At 71.7% G+C, this 18,266-nt stretch carries 17 protein-coding genes and 1 tRNA gene; 4 read left to right on the plus strand and 14 right to left on the minus strand.

Annotated features, from left to right (window positions below):
* Positions 1 to 134: 134 nt before the first annotated feature.
* The 3 genes from QSK36_RS27535 to QSK36_RS27545 all read right to left on the minus strand — a co-directional run bounded on the left by QSK36_RS27535 (position 135) and on the right by QSK36_RS27545 (position 2,776).
* A tRNA-Leu gene (locus QSK36_RS27535) sits at positions 135 to 207 on the minus strand.
* 254 nt (positions 208 to 461) lie between these two features.
* Positions 462 to 1,796, minus strand: coding sequence for an NAD(P)/FAD-dependent oxidoreductase (locus QSK36_RS27540; protein WP_183543112.1), 1,335 nt, complete (start codon positions 1,794 to 1,796; stop codon positions 462 to 464).
* A 176-nt stretch (positions 1,797 to 1,972) separates the two neighbouring features.
* Positions 1,973 to 2,776: a uracil-DNA glycosylase gene (locus QSK36_RS27545; RefSeq protein WP_285784371.1), complete on the minus strand. Its 804-nt coding sequence runs from the start codon at positions 2,774 to 2,776 to the stop codon at positions 1,973 to 1,975.
* 223 nt (positions 2,777 to 2,999) lie between these two features.
* Here QSK36_RS27545 and QSK36_RS27550 point away from each other — a divergent pair, with 223 nt between their 5' ends.
* The 3 genes from QSK36_RS27550 (at position 3,000) to QSK36_RS27560 (ending at position 5,151) form a co-directional block, all read left to right on the plus strand.
* Complete coding sequence (locus QSK36_RS27550) at positions 3,000 to 4,205, plus strand: cytochrome P450 family protein (protein ID WP_285784372.1); 1,206 nt, start codon at positions 3,000 to 3,002, stop codon at positions 4,203 to 4,205.
* 97 nt (positions 4,206 to 4,302) lie between these two features.
* A complete protein-coding gene (locus QSK36_RS27555) occupies positions 4,303 to 4,719 on the plus strand; it encodes an SRPBCC family protein (protein WP_285784373.1) in 417 nt (138 codons plus the stop codon).
* Positions 4,720 to 4,722: 3 nt separating this feature from the next.
* Positions 4,723 to 5,151: a MarR family winged helix-turn-helix transcriptional regulator gene (locus QSK36_RS27560; RefSeq protein WP_285784374.1), complete on the plus strand. Its 429-nt coding sequence runs from the start codon at positions 4,723 to 4,725 to the stop codon at positions 5,149 to 5,151.
* 13 nt (positions 5,152 to 5,164) lie between these two features.
* On the opposite strand, the gene QSK36_RS27565 is transcribed toward QSK36_RS27560, so the two are convergent.
* From QSK36_RS27565 to mfd, 9 genes are all read right to left on the minus strand, one after another.
* The gene (locus QSK36_RS27565; protein WP_285784375.1) at positions 5,165 to 6,154 is read right to left on the minus strand and encodes a DUF1700 domain-containing protein; all 990 of its coding nucleotides are present in this window, start codon (positions 6,152 to 6,154) and stop codon (positions 5,165 to 5,167) included.
* Positions 6,151 to 6,480 carry a PadR family transcriptional regulator gene (locus QSK36_RS27570; RefSeq protein ID WP_030507598.1) on the minus strand — a complete coding sequence of 110 codons (330 nt, stop codon included), beginning with the start codon at positions 6,478 to 6,480 and terminating at the stop codon, positions 6,151 to 6,153. Before QSK36_RS27570 ends, QSK36_RS27565 begins: the two co-directional genes overlap by 4 nt.
* A gap of 104 nt (positions 6,481 to 6,584) precedes the next feature.
* Positions 6,585 to 7,523 (minus strand): Ppx/GppA phosphatase family protein, encoded by a 939-nt coding sequence (locus QSK36_RS27575; protein WP_183542677.1) that lies wholly within the window; start codon positions 7,521 to 7,523, stop codon positions 6,585 to 6,587.
* A 71-nt stretch (positions 7,524 to 7,594) separates the two neighbouring features.
* The gene (locus QSK36_RS27580; protein WP_502883343.1) at positions 7,595 to 8,152 is read right to left on the minus strand and encodes a DUF501 domain-containing protein; all 558 of its coding nucleotides are present in this window, start codon (positions 8,150 to 8,152) and stop codon (positions 7,595 to 7,597) included.
* Positions 8,153 to 8,201: 49 nt separating this feature from the next.
* A complete protein-coding gene (locus tag QSK36_RS27585; RefSeq protein ID WP_285784376.1) occupies positions 8,202 to 8,657 on the minus strand; it encodes an FtsB family cell division protein in 456 nt (151 codons plus the stop codon).
* Positions 8,658 to 8,817: 160 nt separating this feature from the next.
* Positions 8,818 to 10,098, minus strand: a complete 1,281-nt coding sequence (gene eno, locus QSK36_RS27590) for a phosphopyruvate hydratase (RefSeq protein WP_182899865.1) — start codon at positions 10,096 to 10,098, stop codon at positions 8,818 to 8,820.
* A gap of 82 nt (positions 10,099 to 10,180) precedes the next feature.
* Positions 10,181 to 11,164 carry a nucleoside triphosphate pyrophosphohydrolase gene (locus QSK36_RS27595; protein WP_285784377.1) on the minus strand — a complete coding sequence of 328 codons (984 nt, stop codon included), beginning with the start codon at positions 11,162 to 11,164 and terminating at the stop codon, positions 10,181 to 10,183.
* Between the two features lie 68 nt (positions 11,165 to 11,232).
* Positions 11,233 to 11,877, minus strand: coding sequence for a SurA N-terminal domain-containing protein (locus QSK36_RS27600; protein ID WP_285784378.1), 645 nt, complete (start codon positions 11,875 to 11,877; stop codon positions 11,233 to 11,235).
* A gap of 52 nt (positions 11,878 to 11,929) precedes the next feature.
* Positions 11,930 to 15,427 carry a transcription-repair coupling factor gene (mfd, locus tag QSK36_RS27605; RefSeq protein WP_285784379.1) on the minus strand — a complete coding sequence of 1,166 codons (3,498 nt, stop codon included), beginning with the start codon at positions 15,425 to 15,427 and terminating at the stop codon, positions 11,930 to 11,932.
* A 227-nt stretch (positions 15,428 to 15,654) separates the two neighbouring features.
* Between mfd and QSK36_RS27610 the strand changes: the two genes are divergently transcribed.
* Positions 15,655 to 16,386: a methyltransferase domain-containing protein gene (locus tag QSK36_RS27610; RefSeq protein WP_285784380.1), complete on the plus strand. Its 732-nt coding sequence runs from the start codon at positions 15,655 to 15,657 to the stop codon at positions 16,384 to 16,386.
* An 18-nt stretch (positions 16,387 to 16,404) separates the two neighbouring features.
* On the opposite strand, the gene QSK36_RS27615 is transcribed toward QSK36_RS27610, so the two are convergent.
* Together QSK36_RS27615 and QSK36_RS27620 are read right to left on the minus strand one after the other, a co-directional pair.
* Positions 16,405 to 17,667 (minus strand): hypothetical protein, encoded by a 1,263-nt coding sequence (locus tag QSK36_RS27615; RefSeq protein WP_285784381.1) that lies wholly within the window; start codon positions 17,665 to 17,667, stop codon positions 16,405 to 16,407.
* Positions 17,664 to 18,182: a SigE family RNA polymerase sigma factor gene (locus QSK36_RS27620; RefSeq protein ID WP_183542689.1), complete on the minus strand. Its 519-nt coding sequence runs from the start codon at positions 18,180 to 18,182 to the stop codon at positions 17,664 to 17,666. Before QSK36_RS27620 ends, QSK36_RS27615 begins: the two co-directional genes overlap by 4 nt.
* Positions 18,183 to 18,266: the final 84 nt, after the last annotated feature.

Raw genomic sequence — 18,266 nt, forward strand, 5'->3', positions numbered from 1 at the left:
CGGATTGATTCCGTAAGGGAACTTGTCACCACGCCTGAACGTCGCCAGGTGACGCCGATCTTCTCGGACCAGCCAGATCAGCCGGTGGCCTGGATCACGCAGGTCACCTGCTTCTTGTTGCTGGGAGGCGCCAGTGCCCCCGGTGGGACTCGAACCCACACCACAGCCCTTTTAAGGGGCTTGCCTCTGCCATTGGGCTACGGGGGCGCCGCGATCATATGTCACGGATCACTCCTCTGTAAGCAAGTTACGTCTTACGCGGCTTGTCCCCCTTTCCACAGCGCGTGAACGGCACCCCTGGGAGCCACCCGGTCAAGGTCCGGGAGACCGTCCGCACCTTCTCCACCGTCCACCACACCAGCATGGCAGAGCACAGGAACACGCACACGGCCCGGCGGTGTGCGCCGCCGGGCCGTGTGCGTGTCCTGAGGTCGTCCTTCGATCCGTCCGCGCCGACCGGGTCAGCGCTTGAGGCCGCTCTTCGCGGCCGCCCTGAACTCGTCGCGCGGGTGCTCGATCTCGCCGAGGGAGATCGTCTCCCGCTTGAAGAACAGCGACAGCGTCCAGTCCATCACCACGCGGACCTTCCGGTTGACCGTGGGGACCCGCGACAGGTGGTAGGTGCGGTGCATGAACCAGGCCGGGAAGCCGCGCAGCTTCATGCCGTAGACGTTCGCGACGCCCCGATAGAGGCCGAGCCCGGCGACCGACCCGGCGTACTTGTGCCGGTAGTCCTGCAGCTTCTCCCCGCGCAGGTACGCGGTGATGTTGTCGCCGAGGACCTTCGCCTGCCGTACGGCGTGCTGGGCGTTGGGCGCGCAGTACTGACCGGGGTTCGTCACGTCGGGGACACCGGCGATGTCGCCGGCGGCGAAGGCGCCCTTGACGCCCGCGACCGTCAGGCGCGTCGTGGTCTTGATCCGGCCGCGCTCGTCGAGCGGCAGGTCGGTGGAGTTGACGATCGGGCTCGCCTTGACACCGGCGGTCCAGACGATCGTGGCCGACTCGAACTCGTCGCCGTCCGAGGTCTTGACCAGGCCGCCCTCGCACGACTGGAGGAACGTCTCCATCTTGAGCTCGATGCCGCGCTCGCGCAGCTGCTCGGCGGTCCACTCGCCCATCTCGGGGCCGACCTCGGGCAGGATGCGGTTGGACGCCTCGATCAGGACCCAGCGCAGGTCCTTCTTGTCGATGCTCGGGTAGTACGTGACCGCGTCCTCGGTCATGTCCTCGAGCTCGGCGAGAGCCTCGATGCCCGCGAAGCCGCCGCCGACCACGACGAAGGTCAGCGCGCGGCGGCGCACGTCCTCGTCGTCGCTCGACTCGGCCCGGTCGAGGAGGGCCAGGACCCGGTTGCGCAGCGCGATGGCCTCGCCGACGGACTTGAAGCCGATGGCCGCGTCCTCAAGGCCGGGGATCGGCAGCGTACGCGAGATCGAGCCGGCCGCCATGACGACGACGTCGTACTCGATCTCACGGGACTGGCCGGCGGCGGGCTCGAAGGTCAGCGTGCGCGCCTCGTGGTGCACCTTGGAGACCTTGCCGTTGAGGATGCGCACCTTGGGCAGCACCCGGCGCAGCGGGGCCACGACGTGGCGCGGCGAGATGTTGCCGGCCGCCGCCTCGGGGAGGAACGGCTGGTAGGTCATGTACGACTGCGGGTCGATGAGCGTGATCCGCACGCTGCCGTCGTGCAGCTCACGGCGGAGCGTGCGCTGGAGACGAAGAGCCGTGTAAAGGCCCACGTACCCACCGCCGACGATGACGACGTGCTTCCAGTTGCGGTCTGCCACGATGCCCTCCCAACGCTTGTGAAAGCATTCACAAGCCTACGTCACGAGTTGGCAATCGCACCAACCCACTAGGGCCAAAGGTTCAGTGATTTTCCCCACTTCGTCATCTCTTGACGACATTTCTCAGGAAAAATCCCGCAATCTTCTCTCCGTGATCGACTTCACACTTGTGAAATGGTTCACAAGGTCGCGGTCCCCAGTGCGGTGGCGCGGGCGAAGACCGCGTCGAGCATGTCCGCGGTGACCCGGCCGGTGAAGGTGTTCTGCTGACTCGGGTGGTAGCAGCCGATGAGCGTGACCGGAGCCGCGCCGTGGGAGAGGGGCACTTCCACCGCGTGGCCGAACGGCGGCCTGCGGGGCGGCAGCGTGAACCCGGCCTCGCGCAGCGCGGGCCACACCGCCTGCCAGGCGAAGCCGCCGAGCGCCACGATCACCCGGGTCGTACCGGCCACGAGCGCGAGCTCCCTCGCGAGCCAGGGGAAGCAGGTGTCGCGCTCCTCCGGGGTCGGCTTGTTGGCGGGCGGGGCGCACCGCACCGCCGCCATCATCCGGGCGCCGATCAGCCGCTGGCCGTCGCCCGCGTGAACGCTGGTCTCCTGCGCGGCGAGGCCGGTGCGGTACAGCGACGCGAACAGCCAGTCGCCACTGCGGTCGCCGGTGAAGATCCGGCCGGTCCGGTTGCCGCCGTGCGCGGCGGGGGCCAGCCCCACGATGAGCGTGTGCGGCGCCTCGTCGCCCCATCCCGCGATCGGCCGGCCCCAGTAGGTCTCGTCCGCGAACGCCCGCCGTTTGACGTCGGCGACCTCCTCCCGCCACTCGACGAGACGCGGACAGGCGCGGCACACCGACTGCCTGGCGGTCAGTTCGGTCAGAGTGCGGCTCTCGGCGGCCAGTTTGGCGACCTCGTGGGCGTCGTGGGCGACGGGGGTGTCCGGGCGCGCGGGGTCGCCCGGCCAGCCGGAGCCGGGAGGAACGGAGCTCATGACACCGATCGTGCCAGGCCACAAGGTATGCGTCGGCCCGAAGCCGGTTCTCGCGACGCCGCCGCCCGCCGATCGAGCCGCCCGGGCCCGGCGCGCCCGTGCCGCACCGTCTCGCGGTTCCCACGGGGTGTCCGCGGGGCATCGGCGCGCGTGTCACAAAGAGGTCATGCCGAGAAAGATTCCAATCTTTTCCGTCGCGCCGCGGATGGGTACGTACGGGCCCGTGTCCACCGACTCATTCCCCCCGCTGTTCGGCCCGGCGTTCGACGCCGACCCCTACCCCGCCTATGAGTGGCTGCGCCGGAACGCCCCGGTGACCCGCGTGCCGCTGCCCGGCTGCGAGGCGTGGCTGGTCACGCGGTACGAGGACGCCGTGACCGCGCTGACCCATCCCTCGCTCGCCAAGGACCCGGCCGCGGGTTCGCCGGAGTGGCGGGCCGCCGGTCTCGGCCTGCCGCTCGATCATCGGCCGTCGCTCGCCCGGCACATGATCAACACGGACGGGGCCGACCACGCGCGCCTGCGGCGGCTCGTGAGCGCGGCCTTCACGCCCCGGCGCATGGCGGGGCTGCGGACGCGGGCGCTGGAGGTGACCGACGCGCTGCTCGACCGCCTCGACGGCCCCGAGGCGGATCTGATCGCCGACCTCGCCTATCCGCTGCCGATCACGATCATCTGCGACCTGCTCGGCGTGCCTGAGGAGGACCGGGCCACCTTCCACCACCACGCCTCCGTCATCGACTCGGCGGCGGCGTCCGAGGTGGCGGAGATCGCCCGGGCCACGGACGCCCTGGAGACGTTCCTGGCCGACCTGGTCGAGCTGAAGCGCTCCCGGCCGGGCGACGACCTGCTCACCGACCTCGTACGGCGGTCCAACCAGGGCGAGATCGACAAGGACGAGCTGACCTCGACCGCGTTCCTGCTGCTGATCGCCGGCCACGAGACCACCGTGGCGCTGATCGGCAACGGTCTGCTCGCGCTGCTGCGGCATCCCGGCCAGGCGGCGGCCCTGCGCGCCGACCTCTCCCTGCTGCCGGACTTCATCGACGAGATGCTGCGCTACGACGGTCCCGTGCGGAACGCCACCTGGCGTTTTCCCACCGAGCCCGTGGTCGTCGGCGGCCAGGAGATGCTGCCCGGGGAGCCCATCCTCGTCTCGCTGCTGGCGGCCAACCGGGACCCGGCGGCGTTCGCCGACCCGGACGCGTTCTCCCCCGGCCGGGTCGGCGAACCGCACCTCGCCTTCGGCCGGGGGCCCCACTACTGCATCGGCGCGGCCCTGGCCAGGGTGGAGGGAGAGGCCGCGATCGGCCGGGTGCTCGAACGATTCCCCGATCTGGCCCTCGCCGCCGACCCCGCCGAGCTGACGTGGTGGCCCAGCGCCATCATGCGCGGCCTGTTCTCCCTGCCCGTCCGCCTGCGCGGCTGACGTCCGGTCCGGCTCCGTCCGTATGCGGAGCCGGCCTATGGACAGATAGTCTACGCGTAGATAATCTCTGCGTAGGCAATCGGCGAAGGAGCCCGGCATGTGGGAGTACGAGCACAGCGTGGAGACCGCCGCCAGCGCGGGCACGGTCTGGCGGCACTGGTCGGACATGGCGGCGTGGCCGCGCTGGAACGACGGGATCGGGAGCATCGAGGTCGACGGGCCGTTCGCCGTCGGCACGACGTTCACGATGACCCCACCGGGCGACGAGCCGATCCGGATGCGCCTGACCGAGATCGAGCCGGGCACGTCGTTCACCGACGAGATGGACGCCGGCGACTTCGTCGTACGGACCGTGCACCGGCTCGAACCGGCCGACGGCCGCACCAGGATCGTCTACCGCACCGAGATCACCGGCCCGGCCGCCGATGAGGTCGGCCCGCGGCTCGGCCCGGCCATCACCGCCGACTTCCCCGACGTGCTGGCCGCGCTGGTGCGGCTGGCAGTGGAGGGCTAGACCATGCCGCCGCTGGACCCCGAGGAGAGCCCGGGGTTCCTGCTGTGGCACGCCACGCTCCGCTGGCAGCGCGACATCGCCGCGGCCCTCGCGCCGCTGGATCTCACCCACGTGCAGTTCGTCCTGCTGGCCGCCACATGGTGGCTGAACTCCCACGGCGAGGATCCCAACCAGCTCACACTGGCCCGGCAGTCCGGCACGGACGTGAAGATGACCTCGCAGGTCATCCGCAGGCTGGAGGCCAAGGGCCTGGTCTCGCGCGAGGTCGACCCCGTCGACACCCGGGCCAGGAGGCTGCGGGTGACCGAGCGCGGCGCCGCCCTCGCGCGGGAGGCCATCGCCGTGGTCGAGGGGGTGGACCGGGCCTTCTTCCGGCCCGTCTCCGACCGCACGACGCTCCTGACCATGCTGCGCGCGCTCGGGTCCGGCTGACCCTGCGGCTCCCCTACCGCCGGGACGGCGTGGCGGAGGGCGACGGCGACGGCGACGCGGACGGCGAAGCGGAGGCAGTGGCGTCCGCCGGCGTCGGCGTGGCGGGCACGCAGGCCGCCTCCGGTTCGGCGGGATCGGCGCGGTGCTCCACGGGCCTCAGCGGCAGCGGGTAGGCGTTGCGCATGGGCGGCTCCCCGTCGCAGGGAATGACGAGCTCCTGGTCGAAGCCCGGCTCCAGCATGATCGGGTTGCCGTCCTGGTCGTAGAGCCGGACGTTGTGCAACGGTGTCCCGTCCTCCGCGTACGGGAAGATGTTGGAGACGTCCCCGCCCAGCGAGGACACCCTCTCCACCCGCATGCCCGGCGCCGCGTACACGTCCGGCCGGGGGCCGTAGTCGAAGGCCACGCTGCGCGACGACGTGCTCGGAACGTCGGCCATCGCCGTGACCACGAGGACCGCGGCCAGCAGGTCGGCTCCGAGCAGCAGCGCCCGGCCCCAACGTGACCCCCGCGTGCGGCCCCGCCGGCCCAGCCACACCGACCCCCAGATGACCGCGAGCGTGAACACCCAGGCGGGGAGGTCGCCGGGGACCAGCCCGGGGGCGCTGATCGGCGCGAGCACGCCCAGCGCGATCGCGTAACCCCGCAGCACCCACCACGCGGGGCGCAGCTCGGGGGCGAAGACGGCGGCCTGACGGTAGGGCGGGAGCACGAGCAGCCGCGTGTGAACGCGCCGGACGGCTCCGCTCATGCGCTCGCGCAGCCGCCCGCCCAGCGAGGAGCCGCCGCCCGACGGCCGCCCGCCGTAGGCGGCCCGCAGCTCGGCCGCGTACGCCTCGGGGCTGCCGAGGCGTTCCTCCAGCGACATGCCCGGCTCGGCGGCGACCTCGGCGAGATGCTCGTCCAGGTCCTCCAGCAGCGCGTCCCTGTCGCGGGCGGGGAGATCGGCGAGCGCCTCGCGTACGGCGGCGGCGTACTTCTGGGGCGTCATTGGGGGGTTCATCCCGGATCGACCTCCTTGAGCAGGTCGTTCATGGTGGCGGCGAAGGACGTCCAGGTCTTCGCCGAGGTCTGGAGGAGCGAGCGGCCCACGTCGTTCAGGCCGTAGTACTTGCGGTGCGGTCCCTCGTCGGAGGCGACCACGTAGGAGGTGAGCGCTCCGGCCTTGAAGAGCCGCCGCAGCGTCCCGTACACCGAGGCGTCGCCGACGTCCTCGAGCCCCACCTCACGCAGGCGGCGTACGACGTCGTATCCGTAACTGTCGCGCTCGGCGAGCACCGCGAGGACCGCCAGGTCGAGGACTCCTTTGAGGAGCTGGCTACTGTCCACGCATCGCACAGTACTACGCATTGCGTAATAGCGGCAAGATCTTCAGGTGCTCCACACGGCGTTCACCCCTGCGCGCCGAGCCGGAACTGACGCCCCGGTTCTTGTCAGGCGAGGGACCAGGCGATGCCGTCGAGGATGTCGTGCTCGCTGACCACGACCTCCGGGAAGCCGTAGCGGCGGACGATGCGGTCGAGGATGAGCGCGCCCGCGCCGATGACGTCCACCCGGCCCGGGTGCATGACCGGGATGGCCGCCCGCTCGTCGTGCGTCATGCGCAGCAGCCGCGCGGACACCTCGTGGACCCGCTCGGCGGGGATACGCGAGTGATGGATGCGCGCGGGGTCGTAGGCGGGCAGATCGAGCGCGATGCCGGCGACCGTGGTGACCGAGCCCGCCAGGCCGACCAGCGTCCGCGCCGTACGCACGGGGACGCTCTCCTCGACCCGGTCCATGGCCGCCTCGATGTCGGCGACGGCCGCCTCCACCGTCCCGGCGCTCGGCGGGTCGTCGCGCAGGTGGCGCTCGGTCAGCCGTACGCAGCCGATGTCCACCGACAGCGCGCCCTCGACCGACCGGGAGCCGACGACGAACTCGGTCGAACCGCCCCCGATGTCCACCACGAGATAAGGAGTCTCGGCCTCGGCGCCCGAGCGGGCCAGGCCCCGGGTCGCGCCGGTGAAGGACAGCCGCGCCTCCTCGTCACCGGTCACCACCTCGGGCTCCACGCCGAAGATGTCCCGTACGCCGGAGACGAAGTCGGCCCGGTTGGCGGCGTCGCGGGTCGCCGAGGTGGCGACCACGCGGACCGGCACGGGACCGTCCGGGGCGTACTCCCTGATGAGCTTGGCGTACCCGCGCATGGCCGTGAACGTCCGCTCCAGGGCCTCCGGCGCGAGCCGTCCCGTACGGTCGACGTCCTGGCCGAGCCTGACGATCTCCATTCGCCGTTCGACGTCGGTGAGGTCGTCGCCAGAGATGTCCGCGATGAGAAGGCGGACCGAGTTGGTCCCGCAATCGATGGCCGCGACCCGCTTCGTCTTCACGCTCATCCTCTCCGGCCCCCGGTCGGCTCCCCGCGCCACGACGGCGCTCCCGATTCTGTCCCGCGCCCGGCCTATGGCTGCTCTTCGGAATTCTCCACGACCACGCAGGGGCCGCCGGCCCACCAGTCGGGCAGCGCGTCGAGGGCCTCCCGGCCGAACGGGTTGACCCCCGGCGCGGCCAGCTCGTGGGCGACCAGCGCGTGCAGGCACTTGACCCGGCCAGGCATGCCGCCGGCGGTCTGCATGTCACGCGGCAGCGGCTCCAGGCCCTCCTCGTCGGCCGCGCGGTCGCGGCGGGCGACGTAGTCCTCGTGGGCCGCCCGGTAGGCCTCGGCCAGCTCGGGGTCCTCGGAGAGCCGGGCCTGCATGCTCTTCATCAGGCCGGACGACTCCAGCGTGCCGATCGCCGAGGCGGCTTTCGGGCAGGTCAGGTAGAACAGCGTGGGGAACGGCGCGCCGTCGGGCAGCCGGGGCGCGGTCTCCAGCACGTCGGGCAGGCCGCAGGGGCACCGGTGGGCGACGGCCCGCACCCCGCGCGGCTGCCGCCCGAGCTGCGCCCGCGCCGCCGCCAGGTCAGCGGGGTCCACACGGCTCGCGTGGCCCACGTGGTCCGCCTGGTCGTCCGCCACGTCGATCTCCTCGCCCTTCACGATGCCCTGTCGCGGCCGTCCGCGGTCCTCATCCCGCCGGCGCAGACGCCGATGCGGACGCCGTCGGTGCGGGGCTCCGCCCTGCCGCGGGTGCGGCGGGCCGCCCCTTGTCGGCCGCCTCGAACGACCGCCAGAGAGTGACGTACCAGGCGGGCCGCTCCGGCGGCTTGGTCCCCGCCTTGGCGGCGGCGGTCCCGGCCGTCGCCTCGTCGATCACCTGATAGCAGTCCGCGCCCGGCTCGCAGTAGAACAGCCGCTCCTTGGCCAGGCGCTTGATGTAGTCCGGATCCTCCAGCCGCCGGCGCCGCTGCTCCAGGTTCTGGAGCTTGCGCAGCGCGTTCGCCTGCTGCGCCTCCAGCTGGGCGATCTGCCGGCGCTGGGCGACGTACTCCCGCACGGGGTAGGCCAGGCTCATGGCGATGGCGCACACGACGACCGCGAGGATCGCCGCGCGCCCGGTGAGCTGCGGCCGCTTCGCCGCCACGAAACCACCCCTCCCGGTCGGTCAGCGCAAGGCCCGATCAACGGCCACACTAACCGCCCGTCCCGGCCGTACACGCCCGGACGGGTACGGCGTCGCCGCACCCATCGCCACACCGGGCGTCCGGAACGTGTCCAGCCGGGCTACCGCCGCGTGCCGCCGATCAGCCCTGGAAGCGCGGGAAGGCGGCGCGACCGGCGTACCGCGCCGCGTCGTCGAGCAGCTCCTCGATGCGCAGGAGCTGGTTGTACTTGGCCACCCGATCCGAACGGGCCGGGGCGCCGGTCTTGATCTGGCCGCAGTTGGTGGCCACGGCGAGGTCGGCGATCGTGGTGTCCTCGGTCTCGCCGGAGCGGTGGCTCATCATGCAGCGGTAGCCGCTGCGGTGGGCCAGGTCGACCGCGTCGAGGGTCTCCGACAGCGTGCCGATCTGGTTCACCTTCACCAGCAGCGCGTTGGCGGCGCCCTCGGCGATGCCGCGGCCGAGCCGCTCGGGGTTGGTGACGAACAGGTCGTCGCCCACGAGCTGGACCTTGGCGCCGAGCGACGTGGTGATGGCCTTCCAGCCGTCCCAGTCCTCCTCGTTCAGCGGGTCCTCGATGGAGACCAGCGGGTAGGAGCGGACCAGGTCCTCGTAGAAGGAGATCAGCTCGGCGGCCGACACGCCCTTGCCGTCGATCGTGTAGACGCCGTCCTTGTGGAACTCGCTGGCCGCGACGTCGAGCGCGAGCGCGATGTCCTGGCCCGGCGTGTAGCCGGCCTTCTCGATCGCGACCATGATCAGGTCGAGCGCGTCGCGGTTCGACGGCAGGTTCGGCGCGAAGCCGCCCTCGTCGCCCAGGCCGGTGGCGTAGCCCTTCTCCTTCAGCACGCCCTTGAGCGTGTGGTAGGTCTCCGCGCCCATGCGCAGCGCCTCGGAGAACGTCTCGGCGCCGATCGGCGCGATCATGAACTCCTGGATGTCCACGTTGGTGTCGGCGTGCGCGCCGCCGTTCAGGATGTTCATCATCGGCACGGGCAGGATGTGCGCGTTCGGCCCGCCGACGTAGCGGAACAGGGGCAGGTCGGCGCTGTCGGCGGCGGCCTTGGCGACGGCCAGCGAGATGCCGAGGAGCGCGTTGGCCCCGAGGCGGGCCTTGTTGGGCGTGCCGTCCAGGTCGATCATCGTCTGGTCGATGAGACGCTGCTCCTCGGCGTCGAACCCGATGAGCTCGTCGGCGATCTCGTCGGTCACGCCGAGGACGGCCTTCTCGACACCCTTGCCGAGATAGCGCTTCTTGTCGCCGTCGCGCAGCTCGACGGCCTCGAACTGACCGGTGGAGGCGCCACTCGGAACGGCGGCACGGCCGGTGCTGTAGTCGTCCAGCAGTACCTCGACCTCGACCGTGGGGTTCCCACGGGAGTCGAGGATCTCGCGGGCGGTGATGGCCTCGATGGCAGCCACGAACGCTCCTAGCAAAATGGCGGGCGGTTTGCCTCCCGAGCCTATCGGTCCCTACTACTCGGTACGGCGCAGGGCCGCCCGTTCACGGCGTGTCCGCGGCGTCCTCCCACTGCTCCACGCGCCGCCGGTACTCCCTGGCCGCCGCCCTCAGCTCGGCCTCGGGGTCGAGCCCCGCGTCCTGGGTCTCCCGTACGAGCGCGAACAGGCGGGCGCCGGCGGGCGGGGCGAGGTCGCCGGCGAGAGAGGCGGGCGCCCCGGCTCGGCCGGCCCGGCGCAGGAGCTGGGCGGCCAGGGAGATCGCCGGCTGGCCCATGGGCACGCCGCTGAGCGCCGAGCCTGTCTCCCCCTTGGCGGCCCGCTCGGCCGCCTTGATCGCCTCCCAGTTGTCGGCGACGTCACCCGCGCCGGAGACCTCGACGTCCGCGAAGACGTGCGGATGGCGGCGGACCAGCTTCTCCACGATCCCGGCGGCGACGTCGTCGATGTCGAAGCCGTCCCCGGCCGCCTCCTCCGGGCCCATCCGTTCCTGGGCGAGCCGGGCGTGGAACACCACCTGGAGCAGCAGGTCGCCGAGCTCCTCGCGCAGCGGCGGGCCGTAGGCGCCCTCGTGGATGGTCTCCAGCACCTCGTATGCCTCTTCGACCAGGTAGGGCACGAGCGACTCGTGGGTCTGCTTGCGGTCCCACGGGCACTCGCGACGCAGCCGGTCCATGACCTGGACGAGGTCGAGCAGCCGGGCTCCGGGCAGGTCGTAGGAGCCGGGGACGACCTCGATCTCCGGCGGCTCGTCCAGGGAGATCGCGGCGTGGCCGACCGCGCGCATGAAGTCCTCGTCGCCGTCCTGCGCGGCCAGCCACACCACCGTCCCCGTACGGCTCTCGCGGGCGACCGCGCCGGGGTCGGGGGTCACCACCTCGACCCGTACGCCGGCCTCGTCGAGATAGGGCAGGTAGGGGTGGTCCGGGGTGCCGGTGAGCACCCGCCCTCGGGTGAGGGCCTTCCACGCCGCGGGCGCGAGCAGGCCCGGAGCGACCCGGGGCGAGGTGGTCACCACGATCAACGCCATGGCCTCAGCCTAATGAGCCCGCCCACCCGGCGTCGCCGGGCCGCCGGCCATACCGCTCAGGCGTGCGATCAGCCGGCCTGGGCGGCGCCTGCCGCACCCGCGGCGGCCTCGCCCGCCGTGGCCCCGCCCGCCGAGCCGAAGCGGTCGTCGGCGACGAAGCCCTGCTGGGGGTCGAACTTGCCGTAGCGCGGGCTGTACTTCACCGGCACGGCCGAGTCGGCCTCCTGGACGACCTTCTGGAGGGCGGCCTGCTGGCTCGCCTGGTCCTGACCGGCGCCGGACTGCTGCGCCAGCTTGTTGCGGATGACGACGGCGCGGATGAAGTCGCGGCCCTCGTCCAGCGGGATGCCGTTGGCCAGCAGCACCTTGTTGAACTGGTCCCAGCCGCCCTGCGCCGTGGCGACGTCGTCGACCTCCCGGTCGGTGACCACGACGCCCTTGCTCCGGCCGAGCTCCCGGAACTGCCTGCTCGTGGTCATGTTGAGCAGGACCGTCTGCGGCAGCGAGAAGGACAGCTGGAGCTGGTCCTCGGGGATCTTGTTGGCGGCCAGGTCGGCGCGCAGCGCGCGGACCTCGTCGTTCAGCTCGCTGGAGGTGATGCGCTCCTTGCCCACGATGGCCGCGGAACCCGCCTGCACGGGGCCACCGCAGGCGGTCACGGCGACCCCGGCCGCCGCCAGCGCCACGGCGACGCGCACTCGATACGACTTCACGGACGATCCTCCCGAACGACACCGGCCACGCGTATGTTGACAATTTCGCGGGTCACTGTACCCGCATCGGCTCCAGGAACAGGGCCTCGACCAGGTCCCCACACCATTTCAGCAGGTCGAGGTCGCGTAGTGGCTGACCGCCGATCGGTTTGGTCTTGGGCACCGGCACGAGCAGGATGCCCGTCGCCTGCTTCCAGATGGAGCGGGGGTAGAGCCGCTGCAGCCGCACCTGCTGGGAGTCCCTCAGCTCCACGGGCGCGAACCTGATCTGCTGGCCCTGCAGCGTCACGTCGGTCAGCCCGGCCTTGCGGGCCTTGATCCGGAAGCGCGCCACCTCCAGCAGGTTGTCCACCTCCTGGGGCGGCCTCCCGTACCGGTCGGTGAGCTCGTCGCGGACGGCCGCGATGTCGTCCTCGGAGCCGATGGCCGCGATCCGCTTGTACGCCTCCAGGCGCAGCCGCTCGGAGGTGACATAGTCGTGCGGCACGTGGGCGTTGATCGGCAGCTCGACCTTGACCTCGGGCCGCTCCTCCACCTTCGCCTCGCCCGCGAGCTTGGACTTCTGCTCCTGGACGGCCTCGGCCATCATGCGGACGTACAGGTCGAAGCCGACACCGGCGATGTGGCCCGACTGCTCGGCCCCGAGGATGTTGCCGGCGCCGCGGATCTCCAGGTCCTTCATGGCGACGTACATGCCGGCGCCCATCTCGGTGTGCTGGGCGATCGTGGCGAGCCGCTCGTGCGCGGTCTCGGTCAGCGGCGACTCGGGCGGGTAGAGGAAGTAGGCGTAGCCGCGCTCGCGGCCCCGGCCGACCCGGCCGCGCAGCTGGTGGAGCTGCGACAGGCCGTAGTTGTCCGCACGGTCCACGATGAGCGTGTTGGCGTTGGGCACGTCCAGGCCGGACTCGACGATCGTGGTGGAGACGAGCACGTCGAAGTTGCGCTCCCAGAAGTCCACCATGATCTTCTCGAGCTGGCTCTCGTTCATCTGCCCGTGGGCGACCGCGATCCGCGCCTCCGGCACCAGCTCGTGCAGCCGCGAGGCCACCTTGTCGATCGTGCGGACCCGGTTGTGGACGAAGAAAACCTGCCCGTCGCGCATCAGCTCGCGCCGGATCGCCGCCGCGATCTGCTTCTCGTCGTACGGCCCGACGAACGTGAGGATCGGGTGCCGCTCCTCCGGCGGGGTGAGGATCGTCGACATCTCCCGGATGCCGGTGAGGCCCATCTCCAGCGTCCGCGGGATCGGCGTCGCCGACATGGCGAGCACGTCCACCTGCGTACGCATGTGCTTCATGGCCTCCTTGTGCTCGACGCCGAACCGCTGCTCCTCGTCCACGATGATCAGGCCGAGGTCCTTGAACTTGACCTCGGGCGACAGCAGCCGGTGCGTGCCGATCACCACGTCGACCTCGCCCGTACGCAGGCCGTCGAGGGTCGCCTTCACCTCGCCGTCGGTCTGGAACCGGGAGACCGGCTTCACCGCGACCGGGAAGGCGGCGAACCGCTCGCCGAACGTCGACAGGTGCTGCTGCACGAGCAGCGTCGTCGGCACCAGCACGGCGACCTGCTTGCCGTCCTGCACCGCCTTGAACGCCGCCCGCACCGCGATCTCGGTCTTGCCGTAGCCGACGTCGCCGCAGATCAGGCGGTCCATCGGGACGGGCCGCTCCATGTCGCGCTTGACCTCGTCGATCGCTTCGAGCTGGTCGCCCGTCTCGGCGTACGGGAAGGCGTCCTCCATCTCCCGCTGCCAGGGGCTGTCGGAGGCGAACGCGTAGCCGGGCGAGGCCATCCGGGCCGAGTAGAGCCGGATCAGCTCACCCGCGATCTCCCTGACCGCCTTCTTCGCCCTGGTCTTGGCCTTGGCCCAGTCGGCCCCGCCCATGCGGTTGAGCGTGGGCGCCTCGCCGCCGACGTAGCGCGTGACCTCGTCGAGCTGGTCGGTCGGCACGTAGAGCCGGTCGCCCCTGGCGTACTCGATCACGAGGTATTCGCGGGTCGCGCCCTGGATCGTGCGCTGCACCATCTCGACGTAGCGGCCCACGCCGTGCTGCTCGTGCACCACGTGGTCGCCGACCTTGAGCTGGAGGGGGTCGACCATGTTGCGGCGGCGCGACGGCAGCCGCCGCATGTCCTTGGTGGACGCCTTCTGCCCGACGAGGTCGAGGTGGGTCACCACGGCGACGTCCGGCGTGACGAAGCCGTGGTCGATGCGGCCCGTCGTGACCTGCACGACGTCCTTCGGCGGCGGACCGTCGAGGGACGGCACCAGCCGCGCCGCCACGTCCACGCCCTTGAGCAGCTCGACCATGCGCTCGGCCGGGCCGTGCCCCTCGCTCAGCAGCACGACGGCCTTGCCCGCGCCCATCCAGCCCTTGATGTCGCCGAGCGCCCGCTGCGTGTCGCCCCGGTAGGCCTCGACGTCCTGCGCGTCCAGCTCCACGCCCTCGCCGAAGGGGGCGATGCTCCACCACGGCTGGCCCAGCTCGCCGGCGTGGTCGCGCACCTCCTCGAGCGTGCGGAAGGCGGCCGCCTCCAGGTCGATCGGAGCCTCGCCGCCCGCCGCCGCGGCGATCCAGGACGCCTCCATGAACTCCTGGCTGGTGTGGACCAGCTCGACGGCCCGGCCGCGGATCCGCTCGGGGTCGCAGACGAACACGGCCGACCGGATCGGCAGGTGGTCGAGCAGCAGGTCCATCTCCCCGGCGAGCACGGGCGCGAACGCCTCCATGCCCTCCACCGGCACACCCTCGGCGAGCTGGTCGAGCACGTCCTTCAGCGCCGGGTGCTCCTCCCCCAGCTCGCGGGCGCGCCGCCGTACGTCGTCGGTGAGCAGCAGCTCGCGGCAGGGCGCGGCGAACAGCCCGTCCTGGGCGACCTCCAGCGAGCGCTGGTCGGCCACCTTGAACCAGCGGATCTCCTCGATCGTGTCGCCCCAGAACTCCAGCCGCAGCGGGTGCTCCTCGGTGGGCGGGAACACGTCGAGCAGGCCGCCGCGCACGGCCACCTCACCGCGCTTCTCCACCATGTCCACCCGGTGGTAGCCGTTCTGGACCAGCCGGGCCACCACGTCGTCCAGGTCGGCGTCGTCGCCCGCGCGCAGTCGTACGGGCGCCAGGTCGCCGAGCCCGGCCACGATGGGCTGGAGCAGCGAGCGGATCGGGGCCACCACGATCCGCAGCGGGCCTGCCGCGGGGTCGCCCTCGATCGGGTGCGCCAGCCGCCGCAGCACGGCCAGGCGCTGGCCGACCGTGTCGCTGCGCGGCGACAGGCGCTCGTGCGGCAGCGTCTCCCATGCGGGGAAGACGGCCACGGAGCTCTCGTCCACCAGGCTCGTGAGCGCGGCGGCGAGATCCTCTGCCTCGCGCCCGGTCGCCGTGACGGCGAGCACCGGCCGTACGCGGGACAGCGCGGCCACGGCGAACGGCCGCAGCGCGGGTGGCGCCACCAGCTCGGCGCCGGGGTGGGCGGCCTGCCCGGCGGCGTCGAGCGCGGCGGCCAGCCTGGGTTCGGCGGATACGAGGTCGAGCAGTCCGGAAAGAGACATCGATGCCTTCAAAAGCCCCGTGACAAAGACAGCCGGCGTGCGGACGCGACCCCGTTCATCCGGCCGATCCCCCTTACGGAGGAGATCCGCGAGACGCTCCCAACCGGGCCGCGGCTACCAAGGCTACGCCCTGTCCCTTCGCCTCGCTCCGCTCGCTCCTCGGTCCGGACATGATGGGTGACGGCAAATGCGCAACTGCGCGTCGTCAAATGATTACTCTCAGTGGTATGACAGAGGTTCGTTTGTCGTCCGCCGATCAGGACGACGTGTTCAGCCAGCGGATTCGCGAGCAGTGGACCGACCAGCTCGGACGGCGGCTCGACATCCTCATCGCCGGATGCGGCCGGGGCGGCGCCCTCGACGTGGGGCGCTACGAGCCGAGGATGACGGGGGTGGACGAGGATCTGCCGCCCCTGCGGGCCCACACCGCCAACCGCGGCGACCTGGAGGCGTCCTACCTGGGCGACCTGCGTCTCGTGCCGATCCCGCCCCGCTCCTTCGACGTCGTCTACGTGTCGTTCCTCCTCGAACGCATCCGGCACGCCGAGCTCGTGCTCGACCGGCTCGTGGCCGGGCTGCGCCCCGGCGGGCTGCTGCTGCTGAAGATGCGCGACCGCAAGTCGGCATACGGCTTCTGCGACCGGGTGACCCCCCGCTGGCTGCGGCGGGCGCTGTGGCGCACGCTCGCCCCGGCCGGGTCCGTGGGACCGCTTCCGGCGATGTACGAGCCGCTGGCCTCCCGCGAGGGCATCCAGGCGTACTGCCTCATGCGCGGGCTCATGATCGCCGAGGACTACTCGGCGGTGAGCGGCCCGGCCAGGCGGGGTCCGCACGGCGGTCTGGTCGCCGTGGTCTGCCGGGTCGTGGCCGCGCTCTCGCGAGGCGGGCTCAACGGGACCGAGGACGAGATCACCATGGTGATCCGCCGTCCGCAGAACCACTTCGCCCGCCTCATCTGAGTCGCTACATCTGGGCGGCTACCTGAGGGTCAGCGTCGGCTCCCACGCCTCGGGCTTCTGGGTGTTCTTCCGGTATTCCGACAGCGGGACCGCGTCCTCGCCGTCGACGCCCACCAGGACCAGGCCGTTGTGGAACTCGTTCCCGCACGTGCCCGCGCAGCCCAGCGCGACCAGGCGGTGGTCGTCGGCCCAGGCGAGGAGCTGGAGCACCTGCTGACGGCCCACGATCTCGCCCGTCGACAGCTCGGTGACCTTGGTGGGCATGCCGTCGGGGCCGGCGAGCAGCGTGCCGCCGGGCGACACGCCCGCCTTCGACTCCGTGGCGACGTAGCCGGAAGGTGCGTCGTGCGGCCTGCCCTCCAGGTCGTAGAAGGCGTCCGGCCGCTTCCAGATGTTGCTGGCCTCGCGGACCAGCGCGCCGTCGTCGCTCCAGCCGAAGTCGCGCCTGACGTTGCTGTTGTCGGTCCAGCAGGGATCGACGGCGTGGAAGTCCCCCGCGGTCGCGGTGGCCGCGTCGACGACGTAGAAACCCGTCCGGCTGGTGGAGATCGTCTGGAACGGCGGATGCCGGGGGTCCTCCGGCGTCGCGGCGACCCGCGCCGGGCACTGTCGCTCGTCGACGGACGTCCTGTCCAGGTCGGGGGACTCGTCGTAGGCGGTGGCGAGCAGGCGCGTGCCGTCCGGGGACCAGACGACGCCGCCCACGGGGTGATCCACCGGCACCCAGGCCCGCACCTGCCGGGCCTCCATGTCGAAGATGCCGATCCTCCGCACGGGCAGGTCCTTCTCCAGGACCGCCGCCCAGCGCAGGCCGGGTGCGACCTCGGTCCAGCCCCACTCCGTCTTCTCGTAGCTCTTCGTCGCCGGATCGAGGAGATACCACGTGCGGTCCAGCATCTTGCGCCCGGCGACCGTACGCGACCGCCACGTGTAGTAGGCGGAGACGGCCACTCTGCCCGCCGCGATCATCGTCTTCGGCGGGGAGTTCCCGGTGTCGGCGAGCACGTCCTCCGCGGGGGTCGTCTGCCGGTAGGGCTGGACGGGCACCACCACCGGCGGGCCGCCGACCTGCGAGATCGGCTCCGCGGTGAAGAGGGGGGCCACGACCAGCGGCACCAGCAGGGCCACGGCCGCCACGACGGCCGCGCACGAGACCGCCCCCGCGAATCTCGTCAGGCGCAGCCGCGACCGGCGGCGCAGCGCGCGGTCGGCGAGGTCGCCGGGCACGCGGACCTCTCGCGACCACTCCTCCAGCGTCCGCTTCAGCATCCGGGGCGTCATGAGATCACCTCACTCAGGCGCAGATCGGCGAGTTCCGGCGCGGTCGTCCGCAGCCGGGCGAGGGACCGGTGCGCGGTGCTGCGCACGGTCCCGACGGAGCAGCCGAGGACCTGGGCCACCCGGTCCTCGGGCAGGTCTTCGAGATAGCGCAGCACGAGCACGGCCCGCTGGCGGGGCGTCAGCCGGGCGAGCGCCCTGCGCAGGATCATCCGCAGCTCGGCCTCGTCGGTGCCCGCGCGGCCGGCCGGATGCTCCGGCACGTCGGCCACGCTGGTCTCCCGCTGCCGCCAGGCGAGCCGCCACCAGCTGATCTGCTGCCGGTACATCACCTGGCGCACGTACGCCTCGGGCTCGTCGAGCCGCCCCCATCTCGTGATGACCTTGGCCAGAGCGGTCTGCAGCAGGTCCTCTGCGGAGTGCTGGTCTCCTCCGGTCAGCAGATAGGCCAGCCGCATGAGCGCCGGCGCGCGGGCCGACACGAATTCGCGGAATCGTCGCTCTTCTGCGGCGTCCACGAGCACCTCCTCGGATTAATGTCTGCCTGTAGACGCCCCGAGCACCGGCACGCTATGCGTGCGGTTGCCAGTAGGGTGCGTATC

This window comes from Microbispora sp. NBRC 16548, assembly GCF_030268985.1.
GTDB classification, from domain to species: domain Bacteria; phylum Actinomycetota; class Actinomycetes; order Streptosporangiales; family Streptosporangiaceae; genus Microbispora; species Microbispora catharanthi.